Source organism: Deltaproteobacteria bacterium, assembly GCA_029210625.1.
In the GTDB taxonomy this organism is placed as follows: Bacteria; Myxococcota; Myxococcia; order SLRQ01; family SLRQ01; genus JARGFU01.
In genome coordinates this window covers 81,714-104,084 of sequence record JARGFU010000004.1, presented here as the reverse complement: position 1 = coordinate 104,084, position 22,371 = coordinate 81,714, and the positions used below count along the sequence as shown (strand labels likewise).

The 22,371-nt window shown below is 70.2% G+C and carries 17 protein-coding genes; 3 read left to right on the top strand and 14 right to left on the bottom strand.

All coding sequences use genetic code 11. The annotated features are described in order from the left end of the window. The first annotated feature begins 1 nt into the window (after window position 1). A complete protein-coding gene (locus P1V51_05125) occupies window positions 2–1,411 on the top strand; it encodes a hypothetical protein (protein ID MDF1562403.1) in 1,410 nt (469 codons plus the stop codon). 34 nt (window positions 1,412–1,445) lie between these two features. Next, window positions 1,446–3,047: a family 10 glycosylhydrolase gene (locus P1V51_05120; GenBank protein ID MDF1562402.1), complete on the top strand. Its 1,602-nt coding sequence runs from the start codon at window positions 1,446–1,448 to the stop codon at window positions 3,045–3,047. A gap of 4 nt (window positions 3,048–3,051) precedes the next feature. Here the strand turns inward: P1V51_05120 and P1V51_05115 are convergent, their stop codons facing one another. Continuing rightward, window positions 3,052–4,212, bottom strand: a complete 1,161-nt coding sequence (locus tag P1V51_05115; protein ID MDF1562401.1) for a PQQ-binding-like beta-propeller repeat protein — start codon at window positions 4,210–4,212, stop codon at window positions 3,052–3,054. Between the two features lie 111 nt (window positions 4,213–4,323). On the opposite strand from P1V51_05115, the gene P1V51_05110 reads away from it, so the two are divergent. Then, window positions 4,324–5,052 carry an START domain-containing protein gene (locus tag P1V51_05110; GenBank protein MDF1562400.1) on the top strand — a complete coding sequence of 243 codons (729 nt, stop codon included), beginning with the start codon at window positions 4,324–4,326 and terminating at the stop codon, window positions 5,050–5,052. Here the strand turns inward: P1V51_05110 and ggt are convergent. From ggt to P1V51_05045, 13 genes are all read right to left on the bottom strand, one after another. Further along, window positions 5,046–6,809 carry a gamma-glutamyltransferase gene (gene ggt, locus P1V51_05105; GenBank protein ID MDF1562399.1) on the bottom strand — a complete coding sequence of 588 codons (1,764 nt, stop codon included), beginning with the start codon at window positions 6,807–6,809 and terminating at the stop codon, window positions 5,046–5,048. The genes P1V51_05110 and ggt overlap by 7 nt on opposite strands. A 40-nt stretch (window positions 6,810–6,849) precedes the next feature. Further along, the gene (locus P1V51_05100; GenBank protein ID MDF1562398.1) at window positions 6,850–7,398 is read right to left on the bottom strand and encodes a DUF3347 domain-containing protein; all 549 of its coding nucleotides are present in this window, start codon (window positions 7,396–7,398) and stop codon (window positions 6,850–6,852) included. Continuing rightward, the gene (locus tag P1V51_05095) at window positions 7,395–10,802 is read right to left on the bottom strand and encodes a CusA/CzcA family heavy metal efflux RND transporter (GenBank protein MDF1562397.1); all 3,408 of its coding nucleotides are present in this window, start codon (window positions 10,800–10,802) and stop codon (window positions 7,395–7,397) included. The genes P1V51_05100 and P1V51_05095 overlap by 4 nt, the downstream gene beginning before the upstream one ends. Before the next feature lie 8 nt (window positions 10,803–10,810). Beyond that, the gene (locus P1V51_05090; protein ID MDF1562396.1) at window positions 10,811–12,463 is read right to left on the bottom strand and encodes an efflux RND transporter periplasmic adaptor subunit; all 1,653 of its coding nucleotides are present in this window, start codon (window positions 12,461–12,463) and stop codon (window positions 10,811–10,813) included. Then, entirely contained in the window at window positions 12,463–13,767 is a 1,305-nt protein-coding gene (locus P1V51_05085; GenBank protein MDF1562395.1) for a TolC family protein, read from the bottom strand. The genes P1V51_05090 and P1V51_05085 overlap by 1 nt, the downstream gene beginning before the upstream one ends. Window positions 13,768–14,337: 570 nt before the next feature. Then, window positions 14,338–15,612, bottom strand: coding sequence for an ISL3 family transposase (locus P1V51_05080; GenBank protein ID MDF1562394.1), 1,275 nt, complete (start codon window positions 15,610–15,612; stop codon window positions 14,338–14,340). A gap of 9 nt (window positions 15,613–15,621) precedes the next feature. Beyond that, complete coding sequence (locus P1V51_05075) at window positions 15,622–16,203, bottom strand: hypothetical protein (GenBank protein MDF1562393.1); 582 nt, start codon at window positions 16,201–16,203, stop codon at window positions 15,622–15,624. 3 nt (window positions 16,204–16,206) lie between these two features. After that, the gene (locus P1V51_05070; GenBank protein MDF1562392.1) at window positions 16,207–16,689 is read right to left on the bottom strand and encodes a response regulator; all 483 of its coding nucleotides are present in this window, start codon (window positions 16,687–16,689) and stop codon (window positions 16,207–16,209) included. Window positions 16,690–16,707: 18 nt separating this feature from the next. Continuing rightward, on the bottom strand, window positions 16,708–18,078 hold the full coding sequence (locus P1V51_05065; GenBank protein ID MDF1562391.1) for a tryptophanase: 1,371 nt from the start codon (window positions 18,076–18,078) through the stop codon (window positions 16,708–16,710). 2 nt (window positions 18,079–18,080) lie between these two features. Continuing rightward, window positions 18,081–19,538 carry an ATP-binding protein gene (locus P1V51_05060; GenBank protein ID MDF1562390.1) on the bottom strand — a complete coding sequence of 486 codons (1,458 nt, stop codon included), beginning with the start codon at window positions 19,536–19,538 and terminating at the stop codon, window positions 18,081–18,083. A gap of 6 nt (window positions 19,539–19,544) precedes the next feature. Next, on the bottom strand, window positions 19,545–21,044 hold the full coding sequence (locus P1V51_05055; protein ID MDF1562389.1) for an aldehyde dehydrogenase family protein: 1,500 nt from the start codon (window positions 21,042–21,044) through the stop codon (window positions 19,545–19,547). Continuing rightward, window positions 21,045–21,617: a hypothetical protein gene (locus P1V51_05050; GenBank protein MDF1562388.1), complete on the bottom strand. Its 573-nt coding sequence runs from the start codon at window positions 21,615–21,617 to the stop codon at window positions 21,045–21,047. Between the two features lie 55 nt (window positions 21,618–21,672). Further along, window positions 21,673–22,368: an enoyl-CoA hydratase/isomerase family protein gene (locus tag P1V51_05045; protein ID MDF1562387.1), complete on the bottom strand. Its 696-nt coding sequence runs from the start codon at window positions 22,366–22,368 to the stop codon at window positions 21,673–21,675. Window positions 22,369–22,371 lie beyond the last annotated feature (3 nt).

The following is a 22,371-nucleotide window of genomic DNA, read 5'->3' as shown; positions in this document are numbered from 1 at the left end:
GATGATGTCTCGACCCACCTTCGCCAGCCTGGCCCTCTGCCTCCTGCTCCCGCTCTCCGGGTGCTGGCTGGCGGCCTCCGACGAGGCCTCCCTGAACCGGGGCGGCGGCGGGCTGGGCGAGCTGATCCTGGCCGGCGTCACCGAGCTCTCGGTGCCCCCCCAGGTCCAGCCCGGGGAGTCCTTCACCGTCACCGTGCGCGGTGAGCACCCCGACGGCTGCACCACCTTCGAGCGCTTCGAGACCGCTTACGCCTCCACGCGGATCGACCTCACCGCCTGGTCCTTCCGCCCTCTGGGCGACTGCGACCTGCCCCCGAGCTCCTTCGAGGCTCAGACCACCCTGGCCGCGCTCGAGCCCGGCCTCTACACCGTGCGGGTGAACGACCGCCTCGAGGAGACCGTCGCGGTGATCGGCGCGGGCTCCGGTCCGCCGCTCTGCCAGGAGAGCCCGCAGGTCACCCTCGGCACCGTCACCCTCCCGCCGGCGACCCACCTCCTCGGTGGCGCCGAGCTGACCGTCTCCGGCAGCCTGCCCTCCTGGTGCGATCAGCTGCTCTCCCCCACGATCGGCGTCACCGGCGACGTCGTGCAGGTCGAGATCGCCGCCGAGGGCTGCGTGCTCACCGCCTACGACCCGGCAGCCTGCCCCGAGGGACCCCAGCCCTTCTTCCAGCGCATCCCGCTGACCTTCCCCGCCGAGGGCTCCTGGCGGGTGGTGATCAACGGACAGAGCTTCGGCACCGTCGAGGTGGTCCCCACCTCCAGCTGCCGCCTCTCCACCCTGGAGGTCCTCTCCCTCGAGGCCCCCGCCCGGGTGGAGGAGCACACCACCTTCGCCGTCGCGCTCGAGGGCGCCCTGCCCAGCGAGTGCGCCGCGGTGGACACCATCGCCGTCGACGCCTCCTCGGTGACCATCGTCATCGATCCGGTGGTGCGCGAGTGCAGCGCCACCTGCGCCCCGCTGCAGACCAGCGCGCCGGTGCGGGCGGAGACCCTCGTCGAGGGCCTGCCGGTGGGCAGCTGGACCCTCACCGTGGCGGGCGACCCCCGCACCTGGCCCCTCGAGGTGGTGGCGGCGGGAACCTGCGCCCCGGTGCCCCTCCCGGCCGGCTCGGTGGAGCAGGTGCTGATCACCACCGACCTCGCCTACGTCGATGCCCTGGCCGGTCAGCCCCTCGACGTCTCGGTCTACGGCTCCCTGCCGCAGGGGTGCTGGGACCCGCCGAGCCTCTTCGGTGAGGTGAGCGGCAGCGTGCTGGCCCTGCGCACCGAGAGCGCCAACTGCGCCCGGGACTGCAACGCGGCGGGGATGAGCTTCGTCGCCTCCCTGGCCTTCCCCGAGGGTCTGGCCGCGGGCAGCTACGAGGTGACCGTCGACGGCTCGACCTTCACCACCTTGACCGTCGAGTAGCGCTCCGCGTCGCGAGAGGGCAAGCTGCCCCTCGATGACGCGATCGATCCTGAAGGCCTCCCTCCTCGGCTTCACCCTCGCCCTCCTCGCCGGCGCCGCCTGTGACGGTGGGGTGGTCGGCCCCCCCGACGCCTGCGGCGGCTGTGGTGAGGGCCGGATCTGCGAGGGGAGCACCTGCGTCTGTGCGCCGCCGGCGCTGCCCTGCTCCCCCGCCTGCGCGGCGGACGACGCCACCTGCGAGCGGGGCACCTACGACGAGGCCGCCTGCCGCTGCCAGCCCCTCTCGCCCACCACGATCCTCGAGTCCATCGCCCTCACGCCCTCGCCGATCGTGCTCGAGGTGGGCCAGAGCGTGGCCCTGACCGCGACCGGTCACTTCTCCAGCGGCGAGGATCTGGTGATCTCCACCTCGGTCGACTGGGCCGTCCAGCCCGGTGAGATCGGCGGCATCACCAGCAGCGGCAGCCTCACCGCCGCCCGCGCCGGCGCGGCCACCGTCACCGCCACCGTGGGCACGGTGGTGGGCAGCGCGCCCCTGACCGTCACCGCCGGCCTGCCCAAGGAGCTGCGGGGCCTCTGGGTCACCCGCTGGAACTACGGGAGCGCCGCCGACGTCGAGCGCATCATGGGCGAGGCGAAGGACGCGGGCTTCAACACGATCTTCTTCCAGGTGCGGGGCCGGGCCGACGCCTACTACCACTCCAACGTCGAGCCCTGGGCCTCCGAGCTCTCCGGCACCCTGGGCCAGGATCCGGGCTGGGATCCCCTGGCCACCGCGCTGGCGGCGGCGCGCACCCACGGCCTCGAGCTGCACGCCTGGATCAACACCGTCCCGGTCTGGACCGGCGCGACCGCGCCCCCCGAGAGCACGCCCCGTCACGTCCTCCTCGACCACCCCGACTGGCTGATGGTCGACGAGGGCGGGCGGGCCCAGACCCTGGGCGACACCGGCTACCTCTGCCTCTCCCCCGGCATCCCCGCCGCCCGGGCTCACCTCCTCGCGGTGATGGAGGACCTCCTCTCCTCCTACGACGTGGACGGCCTCCACCTCGACTACATCCGCTACTACGGCCGGACCTTCTCCCACGACGCCGCGAGCGAGCAGGCCTTCGCCACCGCGCAGGCCGCCGACGCCTCCCTGACCTGGGAGGACTGGCAGCGCGATCAGGTCGCCGAGATCGTCCGGGGCGCCTGGGCCATCACCCGCGGCCACCCCGGCGTGAAGCTCACCGCCGCCGTCTGGCACAACAACGACCTGGCCGTCACCGGCTCGCGGGGCCGCCGCGACTACTACCAGGACAGCCACGCCTGGCTGGCCGAGGGGATCGTCGACGCGATCGTGCCGATGAACTACATGCGCATCGACTCCGACCCCTCCTTCGCCACCCTGGCCGACGATCACCTGGCCCACGTGGGGAGCCGCCACGTCTACATGGGGGTCCACGTCCTGGGCCGCTCCTCCGAGGCCGACCCCACCGGCGCCGAGATGATCCGCAACATCGAGTACGCCCGCAGCGTCGGCAGCCAGGGGGTCGTGCTCTTCGCCTACCCCTACCTGGCCGACAACGCGCTCTGGGACGAGCTCTCGACCGGCCCCTTCGCGGAGGCCGCCGAGCCTCCGCCGATCACCTGGTAGCCCTCTAGCCCGCGGCCGGGAGCTTCAGGCCGAGGAAGGTGCCGTCGCCGGTGGTGAGGAAGAGCACCCCGTTCTCGACCACCGGATCCGACTCGACCTTCCCGGCGGTCTCGTGCCGGTGGAAGAGGGTGCCGTCGGCGCGGTTGATGATCCACGCGCCCGAGGCGCGGGCGCCGGAGGTGATGATCACCTTGTCGCCGTGGAAGGCGGGCCGGCTCTTGATCTCGCCGCCGGTGTCGAAGGCCCACTTCTGCGCGCCGGTGGCGGGATCGAGGGCGTAGAGCTTGCCGTCGTCGCTGCCGCAGTAGAGGACGCCCTCGTGCACGACGGGGGAGGCGTTCACCCAGCCGCCGGTCTTGTGCTCGAAGACCTTGGTCTTGCCGTCGGTCTTGATGGCGTGCAGCAGGTTGTCGTTGCTGCCGAAGTAGACGACGTCGCCCTCGACCCAGGGGGAGGAGGTCACCGCGCCCCCGGTCTTGTAGCGCCACTTCATCTCGCCGCTCTTGGCGTCGAGGGCGTAGAGGTGCCCGTCCATGTTGCCGACGTAGAGGACGCCCTCGTGCAGGAAGGGCTTGGAGTAGCTGAAGTCGCCGGTGTCGATCTTCGGGGCGGGCGCCGCCGGGGCCTCGGCCCCCTCGGCGGCCTCCTCTCCCTCGGCCGCCTCGGCCTCGGGCTCGGCCTCGGCCGGCAGACCCCGGGTCGGGAAGATCCAGTGCTTGCGGGAGGACTTGAGGTCCACGCAGTAGAAGTGGTCGTCGTAGGAGCCGAAGTAGACCCTCCCCGAGTCGATGATCGGATCGCCCTTGATCCGGTCCCGGGTCGCCACGCTCCAGCGCTGCTTGCCCAGCCCCGAGGTGGCGTAGAAGACGTAGGAGGTCGAGCCGAAGACGAAGGTGTCGGTCTCCTCGTCGTAGGCCGGGGCGCCCACCACCTCCTTGATGGCCTGGAACTTCGCCAGGAAGCGGCCGTCGCGCCCGTAGTAGAAGACGTTCCCCGACTCGGTGCCGAAGGCGATGGCCTTCTTGCCCAGCGCGGGCGTCGAGTGGCTCGGGGAGCCCAGGGGCTGCTCGAAGAGCACCTCGACCGGCCCCTTCGGGCAGCCGGTCAGCGCGAGGGCCGAGGTGAGGGCAGCGCAGGAGAGCAGGCGGCGAAGCGCGAGGTGCATCGATTCCCCCTTGGAAGTGGGCCTTCTTGCGGCGGCTCCACGGACCCCTGATCAACAGCACAGCGTCCGGGGTCTTGCAATGGTGACGGGCTTGCTCGCACCATGGGCACCATGGGGGTTCGACGCATCGGGGAGATCACTGGCCTTCTGGCGGCGGCGCTGCTGCTCGCCTCCCTCCTGCTGCCTGCGCCCGCCCGCTCGGAGGAGGAGGCCGGCTGGGAGAAGCTCTACGTCAAGGAGGGCATCTCCGGCTTCCGGCGGATCACGCCGGGCTCGAACTTCGCGGCCTGGCGGGGCCACGGGGTGGTGAAGGGCAACTTCTACCGGGTGGTCGCCGTCTACATGGACAGCGAGCGCTCCTGCGACTGGCTGGCCGACTGCGTCGACAACCACTTCGTCGAGAAGAAGGACCTCGAGCACCAGATCACCTACAACCAGACCCACCTGCCATGGCCCTTCCAGAACCGGGACCTGGTCTTCTCCGACACCTACGTCTTCGACCTCGAGAAGAAGGAGGTCACCGACATCATGCGCTCGGTGGTCCACCCGAAGGAGCCCGAGCGAGACGGCGTGGTGCGGGCGAAGTTCCTGCTCTCGACCTTCAAGGCGCGGGTGATCGACGCCGAGAACACCTGGGTGGAGGTCGAGCTGCAGATGGACACCGGCGGCTGGCTGCCCGCCTGGATCGTCAACCTCACCAGCAAGAACTGGCCCTTCGACACCTTCGTGCGGCTGCGCCAGGCGGTGGCGACCGCCGGGGGCTACGAGCCGCTGATCGAGCAGATCCGGGAGGCCCACCCCGGCTACGACGAGGCGCCCTCGAAGCCCGATCCTCAGTAGCCCTCGGCGAGGCCCTCCTGTCTCGGATCGGTGCCGCCGTGGCGGACGCCGGCCTCGTCGACCTCGATGCAGTTGGCGGCCGACCAGGGCTCGCCCTCCTCCAGGGTGTGGCCCAGGGCCTTCAGCCCCTCGAGGGTGGCGGCCTCGAAGCCCGGCTCGACGAAGATCCGGTCCGGGTACCACTGGTGATGCAGGCGCGGCAGGCTCACCGCCTCCTGGATGTCCTTGCCGTGGTCGATCACCTCGATCAGCACCTGCAGGACGGTGGTGATGATCCGGGGGCCGCCGGGCGAGCCCACCACCCAGCGCAGGCGACGACCGCCCTCGCCGGGCTCGAAGACCAGGGTGGGGCTCATCGAGGAGAGGGGGATCTTGTTCGGCGCCACGGCGTTCGCCTCGCCCTGCACCAGGCCGAAGACGTTGGGGGCGCCGGGCGCCGCCGCGAAGTCGTCCATCTCGTCGTTCATCAGCACGCCGGTGCCCTTCGCCACCACCCCGGCGCCGAAGAGGTAGTTCACCGTGGTGGTCAGCGCGACGGCGTTGCCCGTGGCGTCGACGACCGAGAGGTGCGAGGTGTGGGTCCCGCTCTCCCCGCTGGCGCCCTCCGGGGCCAGGGGCTTCACCTGATCCGAGCGGCTCGCCTTCGCGGGATCGATGCTCGCCCGCTGCCTGGCCGCGTAAGAAGGGTCGAGGAGGGTGTCGATCGGGTTCTCGACGAAGGCCGGATCGCCCAGCTGGGTGTTCCGGTCGGCGAAGGCCCGGCGCATGGCCTCGGCCATCAGGTGCAGGGTGGCGGGCGAGCGCCAGCCCCGGGCCTTCGGGTCGTGGCCCTCGAGGATCTGGAGGAGCTCCAGCAGGATCACCCCTCCGGAGGAGGGCGGGGGCATGGAGTGGATCTCGAAGCCCCGGTAGCGGCCCACCACCGGCGCGCGCTCGGTGGGCGCGTAGGCCGCGAGGTCCTTCGCCGTCAGGATGCCGCCGCCTTCCTTCGCGCTCGCCTCGATCGCCCGGGCCACCGGCCCGGCGTAGAAGCCCTTGCTCCCCTGCTTCGCGATCCGCTGGAGGGTGCGGGCGAGGTCGGGCTGCTTCACCACGTGGCCCAGGGGCGGCACCTGCCAGGCGCCGTCCTCCCCGCGCGTCAGGAAGATCCGCGCGGCCTCCGGATCCTTCCGCAGCTTCTCCAGCGACTTGCCGGCCAGGTGCTGGTAGCGGGGTGAGACCGGGAAGCCCTGGCGGGCCAGGCGGATCGCCGGCGCCATCACCTTCGCGCGCGGCAGCTTGCCCCACTTCTCCAGGGCCAGGAGCAGCCCGGCGACCTGACCCGGGGTGGCCACCGAGAGCCAGCCCTCCCGGGAGAGCCCGGGGACGACCTCGCCCTCCTTCAGGTACATGTCCCGGGTGGCCGCGGCGGGCGCCTTCTCCCGGAAGTCGAGGGCGACGGTGGCCTCCTCGCCCGGACGGTGGAGGAGCAGGAAGCCGCCCCCCCCGATCCCCGAGGAGTAGGGCTCGACCACCCCGAGGACGAGGGCCGCGCAGACCGCGGCGTCCACCGCGTTGCCGCCGGCCTTCAGGATCTGCAGGGCGGCGCGGGTCGCCTCGGGGCGGGCCGTGACGACCATCGCCTCCTCACCCCGGGCGGGGGTCGGGTAGGCGGCGTGCGCGACTCGGGCCGAGCCGAGCGCGAGCAGGAGAACTACCCCGTACACGTACACGTGCACGTGCACGTCCACGTCCACGGCTCTTCCTGGATCCCGCATGCCCCCACCCAAGTCCGAGCGGCCCCCGAATGCAAGACCGCTACTTCTTCTTGCTCATCTCCTCGTGGCTGTGCCCCTTCGCCGGGGCCCCCGAGATCACCTCGCCGCAGGCCAGCATCTTCGCCCCGTAGTAGGGGTTGCGGATGTCCTCGCCCGACTGGACCCAGCTGCCCTTGGCCATCGAGCAGAAGACGACCGAGACCCCCGCGGGCTTCGCCATCTCGGTCCACATCGAGATCGGCCGGGAGAGCTTCTTGAAGGCGTCGCGCTGGGCCTCGATCGTGTCGGCCCCGGTGAGGGCCTCGGCGCCGGCGAGGATCTTCTCCGGCAGCTTGGCGAAGTGCTCCTTGTGCTCGCCGGTGACGCTCTTGGCGTCGAGCTTCTTCGCCAGCTTCGCGATCTTCTTCCCGGCGTCCTGGACGCCCTCGGTGGTGTCGCCGGCGAGGGCCTCCTGGGCCTTCAGGTAGTGCTCGAGGATGGGCTTCATCCCCTCGTCGAACTTCGAGCCGCCGGCGAGGGCCGGGCTCGAGCAGGCGAGGAGGAGGGTGGTGGCGAAGAGGGAGAGGGAGAGGGTCTTCAGGGTCTTCATGAGAGCTCCTTGCGCTCGGTGAGGCGCTTCCAGAGGAGGTAGATGGCCGGAAGGATGATCAGGGTCAGGATGGTGGAGGAGACGAGGCCGCCCACCATGGGGGCGGCGATGCGCTTCATCACCCGGGTGCCGGTCTCGGTGCCGAACATCACCGGCAAGAGGCCGATGAGGGTGGTGGCGACGGTCATCAGCTTGGGGCGGACCCGGTCGACGGCGCCCTCGAGGATGGGGCCGGAGAGATCGGCCAGGGTCTTCAGGCGCCCCTCGCGCTTCCAGCGGGTGAAGGCCTCGTCGAGGTAGACCAGCATGACCACCCCGGTCTCGGCGGCGAGGCCGGCCAGGGCGATGAAGCCGACCCCGACGGCGACCGAGAGGTTGAAGTCCAGCAGCCACATCAGCCAGATGCCGCCGATCAGCGCGAAGGGCAGGGTGGCCATGACGATCAGCGACTCGGTGATCGAGCGGAAGTGCAGGTAGAGCAAGAGGAAGATGATCGCGAGGGTGAGGGGGATGACCCCGGAGAGGGTCTCCTTCGCGTGCTCCATGTACTCGAACTGCCCCGACCACTGGATCGAGACCCCGTCGGGGAGATCGATCTCCTTGCGGACGAGCTCCCGGGCCTCCTTCACGTAGCCGCCGACGTCCGAGGTCTTCAGATCGACGAAGATCCAGGCGGTGCGCCGGGCATTCTCGCTCTTGATCGCCGGCGGCCCCTTCCGGGTGGAGAGGGTCGCGACCGAGCCCAGGGGGACGGCGTGCCCCATCGGGGTGGGCACGGCCAGCTCGCGCAGGGCCGAGAGGTCGCTGCGCAGCTCTCGGGGGTAGCGCAGGTTCACCGGGTATCGCTCGAGGCCCTCGACGGTGTAGGTGACGTTCATCCCGCCGATGGCCGAGGCGACGACCTCCTGCACGTCGGCGACGGTGAGGCCGAAGCGAGCCGCCTTCTCTCGGTCGATGTCGACGTCGAGGTAGTTCCCGCCGACCACCCGCTCCGAGTAGACGCTGCGGGTGTCGGGCAGGCCCCGCAGGAGCCCCTCGATCTCGGTGCCGATGGCGGAGAGCTGGGTCAGGTCGTCGCCGAGCAGCTTCACGCCCACCGGCGTCTTGATGCCCGTGGCCAGCATGTCGATCCGGGTCTTGATCGGCATGGTCCAGGCGTTGGTCAGGCCCGGGATCTTCACCCGCTGATCCAACTCGGCGGCGATGTCCTCGATGGTCTTGCCCTCGGGCCAGGTCTCCTTCGGCGTCAGGAGGATCGTGGTCTCGATCATCGAGAGGGGCGCCGGATCGGTGGCGGTCTCGGCGCGGCCGATCTTGCCCAGGACGTGGGCGACCTGGGGGTGGGTCGCGATCAGCTTGTCGGTCTGCTGCAGCAACTCCTTCGCCTTGGTGATCGAGATCCCCGGCGGCGTGGTGGGCATGTAGAGGATGTCGCCCTCGTTCAGCGGCGGCATGAACTCCGAGCCCAGCCTCGAGTAGGGCCAGAGGGTGAGGCCGAGCAGCAGGAGGGAGATCGCGATCGTCGCCGCGGGGAAGCGCAGGACCGCGCGGATGATCGGCCGGTAGGCGGCGATGAAGAAGCGGGAGATGGGGTTCTGCGCCTCGGTGCGGATCTTCCCGCGCACGAAGAAGACCATCAGCACGGGGATCAGGGTCACCGCCACGATGGCCGAGGAGGCCATGGCGAAGGTCTTGGTGTAGGCCAGGGGCCGGAACATCCTTCCTTCCTGCGCCTCGAGGGCGAAGACCGGCAGGAAGCTCACCGTGACGATGAGCAGGGAGAAGAAGAGGGCCGGGCCCACCTCGACGCTGGCGTCGATCACGGTCTGCAGGTGGCTGCGGCCGTCGTTCCTCTCCTTGTGCTTGTGGAGGTTCTCCACCATCACCACCGAGGCGTCGACCATCACCCCGATGGCGATGGCGATGCCTCCCAGGCTCATGATGTTGGCGCTGATCCCCAGCAGGTTCATCACGATGAAGCTCATCAGGATGCCCACCGGCAGGGTGATGATCGCGACGAAGGCCGAGCGGAAGTGCAGGAGGAAGAGGATGCAGATGAGGGCCACCACCAGCATCTCCTCGAGCAGCTTCGTCGTGAGGGTGTCGACGGCGCGGTGGATCAGGGCCGAGCGATCGTAGGAGACGTGGACCTCGACGCCCGCCGGCAGGCCGGGCTCCAGCTCGGCCATCCGGGTCTTCACCCGCTCGATGACCTCGAGGGCGTTCTCACCGAAGCGCACCAGCACGATGCCGCTGACGACCTCGCCCTGGCCGTTCATCTCCATGATGCCGCGGCGCAGCTCGGGACCCAGGTGGATGTCGGCGACCTGCGAGAGGTAGATCGGCGTGTGGGTCGCCGGGTCCATCCCCACCGGGACCACCTTCAGGTCGTCCAGGCTGGAGATGTAGCCCTTGCCCCGCACCATGAACTCGGTCTCGCCCAGCTCGACCAGGCGGCCGCCCACGTCGAGGTTCGAGCGCTGCACGGCCTGCTTGATCTTGCCCAGGGTGAGCCCGTGCGCGCGCAGCTTCTCCGGGTCGACCTCGATCTGGTACTGCCGCACGTAGCCGCCGGCGCTGGCGACCTCGGAGACGCCCGGGATCGCCATCAGCTCGTAGCGCAGGTACCAGTCCTGCAGGCTGCGCAGGTTGGCCAGATCGATGCCGGCGAAGTTCGCCGCCAGGTAGAGCTCCTGCTTCGAGATGCCCTCGTCGCGGTCCTCGTCGAAGCCCTTCTTCAGGTAGCGCACCGACTCCTCGGCGAAGGCCAGGGTGCTGCCGATCCCCGGATGCTCCGCGACGGCGAAGAGCTCCAGCAGGGTCTTCTCGGGATAGACCGCCGCGCGCTGCTCGCGGTCGGCCGCGGCGAGCTCGGCGGCGGGGATCGCCGGCAGCTCGGCCTCATCGACCATCCCGTTGCCGTCGGCGTCGAGCTGCGCCTTGAGCACCCCGGTCCGGGGGCTGAAGTCGGAGAGGGTGTACTCGTAGATCCAGCCCACGCCGGTGGCGTCGGGGCCGAGCTGGGGCGAGAGGCCGGCGGGCAGGCGGCCCCGGGCGAAGTTCAGGTACTCGAGGACCCGCGAGCGAGCCCAGTAGAGATCGGTGCCGTCCTCGAAGATCACGTAGACCATCGAGAAGCCGAAGAAGGAGTAGCCCCGCACGGTCTTGGCGTGGGGCACGGCCAGCATGGCGGTGGTCAGGGGATAGGTGACCTGATCCTCGACCACCTGCGGGGCCTGGCCGGAGTACTCGGTGTAGACGATCACCTGGACGTCCGAGAGGTCGGGGATCGCGTCCACCGGCGTCCTCATGAGCGCCCAGGCGCCGCCGAAGGAGACCGCGGCGGCGACGATGAGGACGAAGAGGCGGTTTCGGATGCAGGCCTCGATGAGCTTGGTTACCATCGAGCGCCTCAGTTCTCTTCGAAGGTCAGGTCCATACCGCAGATCGGGCAGGTGCCCGGCTCCTCCTGGACCACCTCGGGGTGCATCCCGCAGGTCCAGTAGCCGCCTCCGCCGCTCTTCGAGCCGTCATCGTCGGCGATGCCCTGCACCTGGCCTTCCGGGGAGCGGGCGTGGAGGCGGGCGGCCAGCATCTTCTGGACCGCCTCCTTGAGCTGGCTCTCGGAGTCGAGGAGGAACTGCCCGCTGACCACGACCCGCTCGCCCTCGCGCAGGCCCTCGAGGATCTCGGTCTGGTAGCCGTCCCCCGAGAGGCCGGTGCGCACAGTGCGCGCCTCGTAGCGGCCCAGGGAGAGGGCGACGAAGACCAGCTCGCGCCGGCCGGAGTGGATCACCGCCTCGGTGGGCACCACCACCGTCTCCGGCTGACCGGGGGTGGCGATGGAGACCGTGGCGAAGCCGCCGGGCTTGAGGGAGAGGTCCTCGTTGGACAGCTCGATGCGCACCCGCAGGGTCCGGGTGCGCTCGTTCAGGGTGGGGTAGACGTAGGCCACCTCGCCGGTGCGGACCTCGCCGGGCTGGAAGGTGAGCTGCAGCTCCACCTTCGCGCCCACCTCGATCAGCCCGGCGGCGTGCTCGTAGACCTCGGCCTCGACCCAGACCGTCGAGAGGTCGGCGATCCGGTAGAGGTCGGTGCCGGCCTTCACGTGGGCGCCCTCGAGGACGTTCTTGTGGAGGACGTGGCCGTCCCGGGGCGCGGGCACGGTGAGGGTGGGCCGGCTCTTGCCCTCCTTCACGATCATGTCGATCTGCCAGCCGCGCAGCCCCAGCAGCTCGAGGCGCCGCCGCGCCGCCCGCGCCAGGCCCGAGGCGGGCCCGGAGGTGCGCAGGGCCACCAGCAGCTCGTCCTGCGCCGCGAGCAGCTCCGGGCTGTAGACGGCGAAGAGGGGATCGCCGGCGGCGATCTTCCCCCCGGTCTCATCGACGAAGATCTTCTCGATCCAGCCCGAGAAGCGCAGGTTCACCACCGAGAGGCGGTCCTCGGCGGGGATCACCTGGCCGACCGTGCGCACCGAGCGGGTGAGGGTCATCCGCCGGGCGGTGGCGATCCGCACGCCCATGTTCTGCACCACCACCGGATCGATCTCGACCAGGCCGGCCGTCTTCTCGGCGCCGGCGTAGACCGGGACCAGGTCCATGCCCATGGGGGACTTGCCCGGCGAGTCCGAGCGGTAATTCGGGTCCATCGGGGCGACCCAGTAGAGGATCTCCCGGGCCGGCGGCGCCGGATCCTCGGGCTCTCCCTCGACCTCGATCTCCTTCTCGACCAGGTCCATCCCGCAGATGGAGCAGGTGCCCGCCTCCTCCTCCACGATCTGCGGATGCATCGGACACACATGAACCGTCTTGGTGGTCCGCTTCTCGACGGCGTCCCCGTCACCGTCACCGTCTTTTCCCTGGGGCACCAGGTCCATCCCACAGATCCAGCACTCCCCCGGCGCGTCCTCGGAGACCTGGGGGTGCATCGAGCAGGTCCAGGTGACCGGGGAACTTCCGTGCGCGTGCTCGAGCGCGTGCGCGTCACGCTGACCGAGGGGGACAGCACCAAGAGCGATCACCAGCGAGAGGGCACCCACGGCGCCGAGGACCTTGAGGAACGTCATCACTTCGTCTCCACGAGCCGGAGGTTCTCGGCGGTGAGGGTCTCGAGCTCGGTCTGGGCCAGCCAGCCCTCGGCCTCGGTGCGGCGCAGGGTGCGCTCGAACTCGAGGAGCTGGAGCTCGGCCTGGAAGACCGACTCGAAGCCGACCTTCCCGGTGGGGTAGACGGCGAGGGTGGCGTCGAGGACCGCGTGGGCCTCGGGCACCAGCTTCTCGCGGTAGCGCGTGGCCTTGGTCGCGGCACGCACCAGGCGGGCGTGGGCGTTCGCCAGGGCGCCCCGCAGCTGGTCCTGCCGGCTCTCGAGCCGCGCGCCGAGGCTCCGGGCGTTCGCGGCGTGCCGGGCCTCGCGGGCGCCGTGCCGGCGATCGTTCCAGAGCCAGGGCAGGGGTATCGAGGCGCCCACCGAGAAGAAATCCTCGCCGGGGTCGCCGCCGCTGACCGGAGCGCGGAAGCGGTAGCCCGCCCAGGCGGTCACGTCCGGCTTGCGCTCGGTCCTCGCCGCCCGGCGCTCGGCCTGCTCGGAAGCGGCGGCGGCCGCCAGGCGCCGCAGGGTGGGGTCGCGCGCGATCGCCTCCTCGACCAGCGCCTCCAGGGCCGGAGGCGAGGGGAGGGCGGGATACTCGGAGAGGGACCAGACGGCCTCGCCCGGCGCCCGGTGGAGGAGGGCATCGAGGCGCGCCAGCAGCAGGGCCTCGTCGCGATCGAAGTCCTCCAGGTCGTCCTCGAGGCGGTCGCCGAGGAGGGTGAGGCGCTGCAGCTCGATCGGGCTGGCCTGCCCGACCTCCGCGCGCACCGAGGCGATCTCGGTGAGCTGCGCGAGGAGCTCGATGTGCGAGCGGGTGATCTTCCGCAGCTGCCGGACGAGCCCGAGGCGCACCCAGAGGGCGCGCACCTCACCCACCAGGAGGTTCTGGCGCTCCGGGAGGCTGGCGGCCGCGACCTCGATCTTCGCGTCCGCGGCGGCGCGCCGGGCGGCGAGCTTGCCGGGGAAGGGGAGGGTCTGCTGCAGCTTGAGCTGCACCCCGCTCATGGCGTGGCCGCCGGGGTAGGGGCGGGCGAAGGCCATGTTCGAGTACTCCGCGCCCACCATCGGGTCCATCCAGAGCCCGGCGCCGCCGGCCATCGAGCGGGCGGCGGCCACCTCGCTCTCCAGGGCCGAGAGCTCGGGGTTGGCCGCGAGCACCGCGCGGGCGAGGGCATCGGCCTCGGGCAGCAGCACCTCGCGCTCGACGGGGGCCTCGGCCCGGGCGAGGGAGAGGGGAGAGAGGAGGGAGACGATCAGCAGGAGTCGAAGGGGGACGCGCATCGACCGCCTTCCCTTTGCAAGCCCCGCGCCTCGCCGGCCCCCGTGATTTCAGGGACTTGGCCGGCCCCCACCGTGACCCTCCCGGTTACGGTGTGACCGGATGCTGGGGATCTAGTTCCTGATCCCGGCAGAGCTCCAACCTGAAAGCCCGATCAGGTAGCACGAGCCAGGTGTCTGAAACCTGGTTCGTGCCCGAGAGGGCCATCACAGCGGTCAATCGCATTCGTGATCGGTCAAGCCCCATTGTCACCTCGCCGGCACCAGCTCCAGAGCCAGTCTCGAGCGGATCGGAGGGCGGTTTCGGTTCGGGTCCATGGCGCGCTTCGCGAGGTCTCGCCACGTGATCCTCGGCGGTCTCCAGCCTCTCGTCTTGCGGGGCAGGAGCTCTTCGACGGCCTTCTGCCAGACCTTCACCCACTTCACCGCTCCAGGTCCCCTGGTGAGGCCCCGAGGCCACCATTCTACGGTAGACTGGAGTCTCGAACGACCCGACCGCAGGGTCTGATAACGCAACTTCCGTCAAAAGCCCTCTCCCAAAAGGGCTCTTCGGGAAATCGTGTGGGTTGAGGCTCACCGCCTGACGCTCTCTGGGTAGAGCTCAAGGCCGCCGAGATGGAAGTAGATCGCGTTGCGGAAGCGGGTCCGGTTTCGGTAGCCCCTCGCGCGTCCCTTCAGTTTCTGGATCACCGAGTTGATCCCTTCGGCCCTCGCGTTCGTCACTCGCTTCACGACTGCGGTGATGATCCCGGCGAGGTGGGCCTTCACCGTCCGAGCCACCCTCTTCACCGGCTCGAGGCGACATCGGATCGCCGACGCGTACCACTTCTGCCAGCCTCGGCGTGCCCAGCCCCGGCTCTGGTAGTCCCACAGCGACATTCCCCACTCCTTGTAGCCCCACGCCCTGGCGGTCCGGAGCGTCGTCTGCCGGAGCTCAGCGAAGTACCCCTTCCACGCCTCGTCGCTCACGTTCTTCGGATGCTTGAGCCAGTCGTAGCGCGTGCCCTTGAGGGTGTCGTCTCCCCAGGCCATCAGCTCTCGGTGCTCTTTCCTGCGCACCTTGTCCACCGCGTCGCCCAGGTGCTTCGCCACGTGAAACTTGTCGAAGGCGATCTTCTCCTTCGCCCCGGGCACGTGGTCCTCGGTCGACCGGATGTACGGTGCGTGCATGTCCATGGCGACGACCTCGACCTTTGCGAGGGCCTCCTCGTCGAACTGCTCGCAGAAGACGTCGAGGGCATCCCGGCCTCGCCCATCGGCGACGTGCACCACCTGTCCCTGGTCGTCGCTGACGACGGTCACGTACTCGTGGCGCTTCTGGAACGAGGTCTCGTCGACGCCGAGCTTCTTGGGCAGTCGCGCTTCTCGCCGAGCGAGGCCGCGTCGCACCGCTCGCTCGTGGACCCCGTCGACCTGGCTCCACGACATCCCCGTCAGCCGGGTGACCGCGGAGAAGCTCATCTCGCCGAGCAGATCGATGATCAGCGCCTCGTAGAGCGCGGTGAAGCCGGACCCCGGCTCCGACCACGGCACGGGCATCTGGAGCACGCCGTGGGTCTCGCACTTCGTCCGAGGCACCTTGGCAGCCAGGATCGTCCGAAACTGCATGGTGTCCAGGTGCCGCCATCGACGCTCGCGGGTGTCGTAGCCAGGGGCTACCGCGCCACACTCGGCGCAGGTCAGCTTCCCCTGGTGGACGAGGTGCACCACGACCTCCCCACCGCCGACGTCGAGCTCGACGTCCTCGACCTTCCAGGGGGCCTCGATTCCCAGCATCCTCGCGTACAGGTCTCGGTCTCTCATGGCTCGACCGTAGCCGACCCCGCAGGCTCCCGCGACCACCTTCATGCTACGCTGCTACCCACACGGATTCCGGAAGCGCCGGTAGGCAGGGTCGTAGGGCACGGCCTTCTCGGTGTCGAAGGGCTCGATGGCCTTCCACCAGGAGTGGACGTCGGCGTCGTAGGCCCAGAAGGGGAGGTAGATGCCGTGCAGCTCCTCCAGCCGCGCCCGGCGCCGCAGGTCGTCGGGTCGGAACCAGAGCCCCTCGAGCCACTCCCGGTAGGCGGCGAGGGTCGCCTCCCGGGAGAAGGTGAAGGGGAGGACGGCGCCGGGCACGACGTGATCGGTGGTCTCCTTCAGTTCCACCACCCCGTGGGCGCCGCAGAAGGAGCAGATCGAGGAGAGCATCCCGGGATCCGTGTCCGAGACCGCCCCGCACTCGGCGCAGCGCAGCCGCTGGACCTCCCGGTCGAAGCCCCGGCGCGCCTTGTGCAGGGCCTCCTCGATGGCGTGCTCGGGCAGCTCCCCCTCCGGGGCGTCCACCATCGTGGTGGCCCCGCAGTGCTCGCAGGCGAGGGCCCCGTCGCCGGGGCTCCAGGTCGCCGGCGCGCCGCAGCTGCTGCAGCTCACCCGGCGACCGGCGGAGGGCTCTGTCATCGGTCAGAAGCCCATGAAGCCCTTGAGCGCGAACTGATCCTCGGGGAGGCCATTCTCCTTCAGGTAGTGCCGCGCGCTCTGCAGCACCAGCTGGCGGAACTCCTCGTGGTCCCAGGGCTTGGTCACGTACTTCCAGATCAGGCCCTCGTTCAGCGCCTCGATCACCACGTTGATGTCGCTGTAACCGGTGACCAGGATCCGCACCGTCGACGGATCGATCTCCTTGAGCTCCTTGAAGAGCTCGAGGCCGCTCATCTCGGGCATCCGCTGATCCGAGAGGATGATCTTCGGCGAGTGCTCCTTGAAGACCTCCAGGGCCTCGCGCCCCGAGGTGCAGCGGTGGAGCTCGAAGTGCTCGGCGAACATCTCGCCCAGCGAGCCGACGATCTCCGCCTCGTCGTCGACGACCAGCAGACCCAGCTTCTTCAGCTGCGCGTCCTCGGAGAGCTTTCCTTCCTTGCGATACTGCGTCCAGCTCGGTGCCATGATCCTCTCCCCCTGCCCCTAGAGTGCCTTGAAGGTCGAAGCGAAGTGACGGATGCCGGGGGCCTCCTCGAGGAAGACCAGGCCCCGGTCCCGTCCGTGGTGGAGCTCGGCGACGCGCTTCGCCGTCTCGACGACGTGCTCGAGGTGCTCCTTGAAGTAGACCCTTCGCGGGATCGCCAGGCGGCAGAGATCCAGCGCCGGCCGGATGTTCTCGCCCGTGTCGGGATCCCGGCCGATCAGGTTCGAGCCGACCTCGACCGGCCGCACGCCGCCCTCGCGGTACATCTCGACGCAGAGCAGCTGCGCCGGGAACTGATCCTCGGGCACCTGCGGGAAGAGGAGGCGGCCGTCGATGAAGACCGCGTGGCCGCCCACCGGCTCGACGATGGGGATGCCCGCCTCGACCAGCCACTGCCCCAGCTGCCGCACCTGCCCGATGCGGTGGGCGAGGTAGTCCTCCTCGACCACCTCGCGCAGGCCCTGGGCGAGGCCCTCCATGGCCAGGCCGCTCATGCCGCCGTAGGTGAAGAAGCCCTCGAAGAGGATGGTCGGGGTCTTCAGGCGCTCGTAGAGGCCCTGGTCGCGGACGCCGATGAGGCCGCCCATCGGCACGATGGCGTCCTTCTTCGAGCTCATGGTGCAGCCGTCGACGTGGGAGAACATCTCCGCGACGATCGCCTTGACGCTCTTGTCGGCGTAGCCCTCCTCCCGCTCCTTGATGAAGTAGGCGTTCTCGGCGAAGCGCGCGGCGTCGAAGAAGACCGGGATCGACCTGCCGTGGGCCAGCTCGCTCACCGCCCGGATGTTCTCCATCGAGACCGGCTGGCCGCCGCCCGAGTTGCAGGTGACGGTGATCAGCACGTAGGCGACGTGGCGCGCGCCGTACTTCTCGATCGTCTGCTCGAGCAGGGAGAGGTCGAGGTTTCCCTTGAAGGGGTGCTGCGCCTGGCTGTCCTTGCTCGCGGCGATGGTGCAGTCGACGCAGCGGCCGCCGGCGAACTCGATGTGGGCCTTGGTGGTGTCGAAGTGCGAGTTGCCCGGCACGATCGCGTTCTTCTGGATCAGCACCGAGTTGAGCACCTTCTCGGCGCCCCGCCCCTGGTGCGAGGGGATGAGGTAGGGCACGCCGGTCAGCTCGGTGAAGCTCTCCTGCATCTTCAGGAAGGAGCGCGAGCCGGCGTAGGACTCGTCGCCGAGCATCATCGCCGAGAGCTGCGCCGCGCTGATGGCGCCGGTGCCGCTGTCGGTGAGCAGGTCGACGTAGACGTCCTCGGCCTTGAGGTTGAAGAGGTTGAGGCCCGCGGCCTCGATCTTCTGGCTGCGCTCCTCACGGGGCAGCAGGCGGATGGGCTCCACGACCTTGGCGCGGAAGGGGATGTACGCGGGCATGCTCACCTCTGTTCTGCCGAAGCGCCGGCCCGGGCCGGCAGCTGGACCGAGAAGCGGGTACCTTCGCCGATCTTGCTCGTCACGCGAATGGTCCCGCCGTGCTCCTCGATGATCTTGTAGCTGATGGAGAGCCCGAGGCCGGTCCCCTGACCCACGGGCTTGGTGGTGAAGAAGGGGTCGAAGATCTTGGTGAGGGCCTCGGGGGGGATGCCCTTGCCCGTGTCCTGCACCTCGATGAGGGGCCCCTCGCCGGCGTCCGAGGTGCGCACGGTCACCGTGCCCCCGGGGGGCGTGGCCTGCAGGGCGTTGGTCACCAGGTTGAGCACCACCTGGTTGAGCTTGGCCGGGAAGCAGGCGTAGGGCCCGCCGAGGCCCCGCTCCTGCACCAGCCGCACCTGCCGGTCCTTGGCCAGGTGCTCGACGATCGAGAGGGTGCCGGCGATGGAGCTGTCGAGCTCGACCTCCTGGTACTGGGCCTCGTCGAGGCGGGAGAAGCTGCGCAGGTCGAGGACGATCTGCTTGACCCGCTCGAGGCCCTGGTGGCCGCGCTCCAGGAGGCCCACCACGCCCTTCCTCTCCTTGCCCACGCCGGCGGACTCCTCGTGGCAGAGCCGCAGGTACTGGAGGAACTCCTCGCCCAGCGCCGCCGCGGCCGCCGGATCGCTCGCCTCCAGCGCCTCGAGCTCCGAGCGAAAGGCGGTGACGTCCTCGCGCCAGCGCCGGTCCTCTTGCAGAGGGTAGGCGAGCGCCTTGACCCGCGCGAGGCGGTCGGCGGGGTCGCGCGTGCGGGCCAGCTCGAGCTGGGTGCGCAGGATCTCTCCGTAGCGCTCGAGGAGGGCGGCGCGCTCCTTCGCCAGGGCCACGTTGTTGATCACGTAGGCCAGGGGGTTGTTGATCTCGTGGGCGATGCCGGCGGTGAGCTGGCCGAGGGAGGCCATCTTCTCGGACTGCACCAGCTGGAGCTGGGCCTGCTCGAGCTCGTGGGTCCGCTCCCGGACCTTCTCCTCCAGGCTCTCGTTGAGCTGGTGGATCCGCCCGTAGAGCCAGGCGTTGTCGATGGCCGCCGCCACCTGGGCGCCGAGGACCTCGACCATCCGGGTGTCCTCCGCGGTGGGGCGGCCGCTCTCGGGGCTCCAGGTGAGCACCACCACGCCCTTCACCTTGCTCTCGGCGACCAGGCGCTGGGAGTGGAAGGCCATCTCCTCGGCCTTCCCCTCCACCAGGGCCCGCCAGTCGCGGCGGGGTCCGCGGACCCGCTTCTCGTGCAGCTCGCCGCTCTCCTCGTCGAGGAAGAGGAGGGCCACGCTCACCGCCTGGAAGACCTCCTGCAGGTGCTCGACCACCAGGTCGCAGAGGGACTCCATCTGCAGCTCGGTGGAGACGGCCTGCCCGAGCGCCAGGGAGGCCTCGAGCACCCGGGCGCTGATGGAGAGCTCCCGGTGCAGCTCGGACTCGCGCATCTTCGACTAGCGGAAGCGCTTGCCCAGGAGGCCCGGCAGCTTCAGCATCGATCCCAGCTTCCCGAGGGCGCCGTCACGCAGGGCCACGGCGATCTCGACCAGGGTGTCGTTGTAGGGATACCACCACAGCTCGCGCGCGGCCTTGCTGCGATCGAGGAGCACGGTGCGGGGGCGGGTGAGCTTCTCCAGCGCCAGGTGGCTGTTGGTGATGCCGCCCCCGGTCTCCTTGGGGCCACTCCAGGGCAGCGAGGGGACGCCGCCGGTGAAGGAGTGGTTGTTCACCGTCAGCACCCCGACCTGCAGATCCTTGCCCAGCGCCCAGCCCCGGTAGACGTCCGCGGTCCAGATGCTGGCGGTCAGCCCGTAGGGTGAGTCGTCGGCCAGCCGGACGGCCTCCTCGGCCGTGTCGACGATCCGCACCGCCAGCACCGGGCCGAAGGTCTCCTCGCGCATCAGGGAGAGGTCGTCGCTCTCGACCACCACCAGGGTGGGGAGGTGGTAGCGGCCGGGCCCCTCGGGGCGGGCGCCGCCGCAGCGAACGATCGCGCCCTTCTCCCGGGCCTCGCCGAGGTGGCGCTCGACGGTCTCGAGCTGGAAGTCCGTGGTCAGGGGCCCCACGTCGTCGCGGGGGCGCAGGCGCTCGAAGACCGCCTGGAGCTTGGCCAGGAAGTCCTCGGCGATCGCGCGCTCGACGTAGACCCGCTCGACGGCGGCGCAGTTCTGGCCGGCGTTGAAGCAGGCGCCCCAGGCGATGCCCTCGGCCGCCCGCTCGAGCTGCGCGTCGGCCAGCACGATGGCGGCGTCGTTGCCGCCCAGCTCCAGGGAGCAGGGGACGAGGCGCGTCGCGCAGGCCGCCGAGACCACCTTGCCGGTCTTCACCGAGCCGGTGAAGACGACGAGGTCCACCTCGCCCTCGACCAGCGCCGCGCCGGTGTCGCCCTCGCCCTGCACGCACTCGACCAGGCCCTCGCCGAGGACCTCGGTGAAGAGCCGGGCCAGGAAGGCCCCGCAGCGGGGGGCGTGCTCGCTGGGCTTGAAGACCACCGCGTTCCCGGCCAGCAGCGCCGGCACCAGGGTGCGCAGGGGGATCGCCACTGGGAGGTTCCAGGGGGTGATCAGGGTGACCACGCCCCGGGGGAGGTGCTCGATGAAGGCGACCTTCTTCGGGAAGTTGATCGGGTTGAGCGAGACCCGCTCGCGCCGCAGGTGGCGGGCGCCGGCGGAGAGCCACCAGTCGAAGAGATCGCCGTTGGGGACCACCTCCGAGAGCCAGGACTCGCCCGCCGGGCGGCCGGTCTCTTCACCCAGCACCTCGACGAGGGCCTCCGCCTGCTCGAGGAAGGCCTGCCGGACCTTCTTCAGCAGCGCGATGCGCTCGGCGATCGGCCGGGCGGCCCAGGCGCCCTGCGCGCTCCGGGCCCGGGCGATCGCCTCGCTCACCTGCTGGGGGGTGGAGGCGGCGAGCTCGGGGCCGGGCTCACCGGTGGCCGGGTTGACGGTGCGCATCTAGTGGCGCGGCAGGCGCCGCCCCTCCAGGAAGAAGCCCGCCATGGTCGGGATCGCGTAGAGGAGCATGGCGATCGTCACCACCACCGAGCCGATCGCCCAGTCGCTGGCCTCGTTGGTCGGCATCGTCGGGCCGCGGGGGATGGCGTGCCAGTCGGCGTAGGTCGACAGGTTCATGTACTCGTCGAAGGTCATGGCCCAGACCGAGATCAGGAGCCAGGCGCCGAAGAGCCCGACGCCCAGCGCCCACCAGAAGCGACCGCGGGCGATCAGGGCCTGAGCCATCCACGAGCCCGCGCCGCCGACGATGCCGAGCGCGAGGACGAAGCCCGGGTACCACCAGAGGGTGGGCCAGGCCGCGGCGTCCACCGCGTAGCCCCACATCCAGTCGGGGTAGGCGAAGCACCAGTAGCCCACGGCCAGGCCGTAGATCAGGCCGAAGATCGCCCCGGCGCGCACGTAGCGGGTGAAGCCAGCGACCTGCTCCGACTCGATCTGCCGCCGGGCGAAGAGCACGAGCAGCACTCCCACCGGGAAGGCGGTCTGGAAATCGATGAGAACGGTCGCTACCACCCCCTTTCGTCGGTTGATCGAGTACGGGGGAGGGGGCCGGGTGTCAAGGCGCCGGCTAGCGCCCCAGGGCGGCCTCGATCCGGGCCCGGAAGTCGTCGCCGGTCCAGAGCGTCATCGAGTCGGCCCGGGCCTTCGCCAGGTCCCCATCGGACATCCCGGTGACCCCCCGCTGCAGGATCGCCTTGGTGGCGGCGTAGGCGCCGGCGGGGTGACCGGCGCGGCGCGCCACCTCGGCCTCGGCGTCCTCGCGGGTGCCCAGGCGATGGAGGATGCCCAGCTCGATGGCCTTCTCGGGGCCGAAGAGCCCGGCGCCCAGCATCACCTCCGGGGCCAGGCGGGGACCGAGGCGGTGCTCGCAGATCCGCTGGATCAGCGGCGGGAAGGTCACCCCCAGGGCGGTCTCGTTCAGGCCCAGCTTCACCTTCGGGTTCTCGGTGCCCACCCGGTGGTCGCAGCAGAGGGCGAGCACCGAGCCGCCGGCGATGGCGTGGCCGTTCACCCAGGCCACGGTGACGCCCGGATAGTCGAAGAGCTTCGCGCAGACCCGGTCGAGGAGGGAGAGGAAGCCGTCGAGGCCGGAAGGGTCGAAGCCGGCGACCTCGACCAGGTTGAGGCCCGCGCTGAAGGCGTCCCCGGCGCCGGTCAACAGAACCGGTTCACCGGCGGCCTGCTCGAGCTGCTGCTCGAGACCCTCCAGGACTGCGGTCGAGATGGCGTTCTTGCCCGGGGCGTCGAGGAGGATCTCGTGCATCGT

Coding starts and splice junctions, on each gene's coding strand:
- P1V51_05125 (MDF1562403.1), top strand. CDS start 2: ATGATGTCTCGACCCACCTTCGCCAGCCTGGCCCTCTGCCTCCTGCTC.
- P1V51_05120 (MDF1562402.1), top strand. CDS start 1,446: ATGACGCGATCGATCCTGAAGGCCTCCCTCCTCGGCTTCACCCTCGCC.
- P1V51_05115 (MDF1562401.1), bottom strand. CDS start 4,212: ATGCACCTCGCGCTTCGCCGCCTGCTCTCCTGCGCTGCCCTCACCTCG.
- P1V51_05110 (MDF1562400.1), top strand. CDS start 4,324: ATGGGGGTTCGACGCATCGGGGAGATCACTGGCCTTCTGGCGGCGGCG.
- ggt (MDF1562399.1), bottom strand. CDS start 6,809: ATGCGGGATCCAGGAAGAGCCGTGGACGTGGACGTGCACGTGCACGTG.
- P1V51_05100 (MDF1562398.1), bottom strand. CDS start 7,398: ATGAAGACCCTGAAGACCCTCTCCCTCTCCCTCTTCGCCACCACCCTC.
- P1V51_05095 (MDF1562397.1), bottom strand. CDS start 10,802: ATGGTAACCAAGCTCATCGAGGCCTGCATCCGAAACCGCCTCTTCGTC.
- P1V51_05090 (MDF1562396.1), bottom strand. CDS start 12,463: ATGACGTTCCTCAAGGTCCTCGGCGCCGTGGGTGCCCTCTCGCTGGTG.
- P1V51_05085 (MDF1562395.1), bottom strand. CDS start 13,767: ATGCGCGTCCCCCTTCGACTCCTGCTGATCGTCTCCCTCCTCTCTCCC.
- P1V51_05080 (MDF1562394.1), bottom strand. CDS start 15,612: ATGAAGGTGGTCGCGGGAGCCTGCGGGGTCGGCTACGGTCGAGCCATG.
- P1V51_05075 (MDF1562393.1), bottom strand. CDS start 16,203: ATGACAGAGCCCTCCGCCGGTCGCCGGGTGAGCTGCAGCAGCTGCGGC.
- P1V51_05070 (MDF1562392.1), bottom strand. CDS start 16,689: ATGGCACCGAGCTGGACGCAGTATCGCAAGGAAGGAAAGCTCTCCGAG.
- P1V51_05065 (MDF1562391.1), bottom strand. CDS start 18,078: ATGCCCGCGTACATCCCCTTCCGCGCCAAGGTCGTGGAGCCCATCCGC.
- P1V51_05060 (MDF1562390.1), bottom strand. CDS start 19,538: ATGCGCGAGTCCGAGCTGCACCGGGAGCTCTCCATCAGCGCCCGGGTG.
- P1V51_05055 (MDF1562389.1), bottom strand. CDS start 21,044: ATGCGCACCGTCAACCCGGCCACCGGTGAGCCCGGCCCCGAGCTCGCC.
- P1V51_05045 (MDF1562387.1), bottom strand. CDS start 22,368: ATGCACGAGATCCTCCTCGACGCCCCGGGCAAGAACGCCATCTCGACC.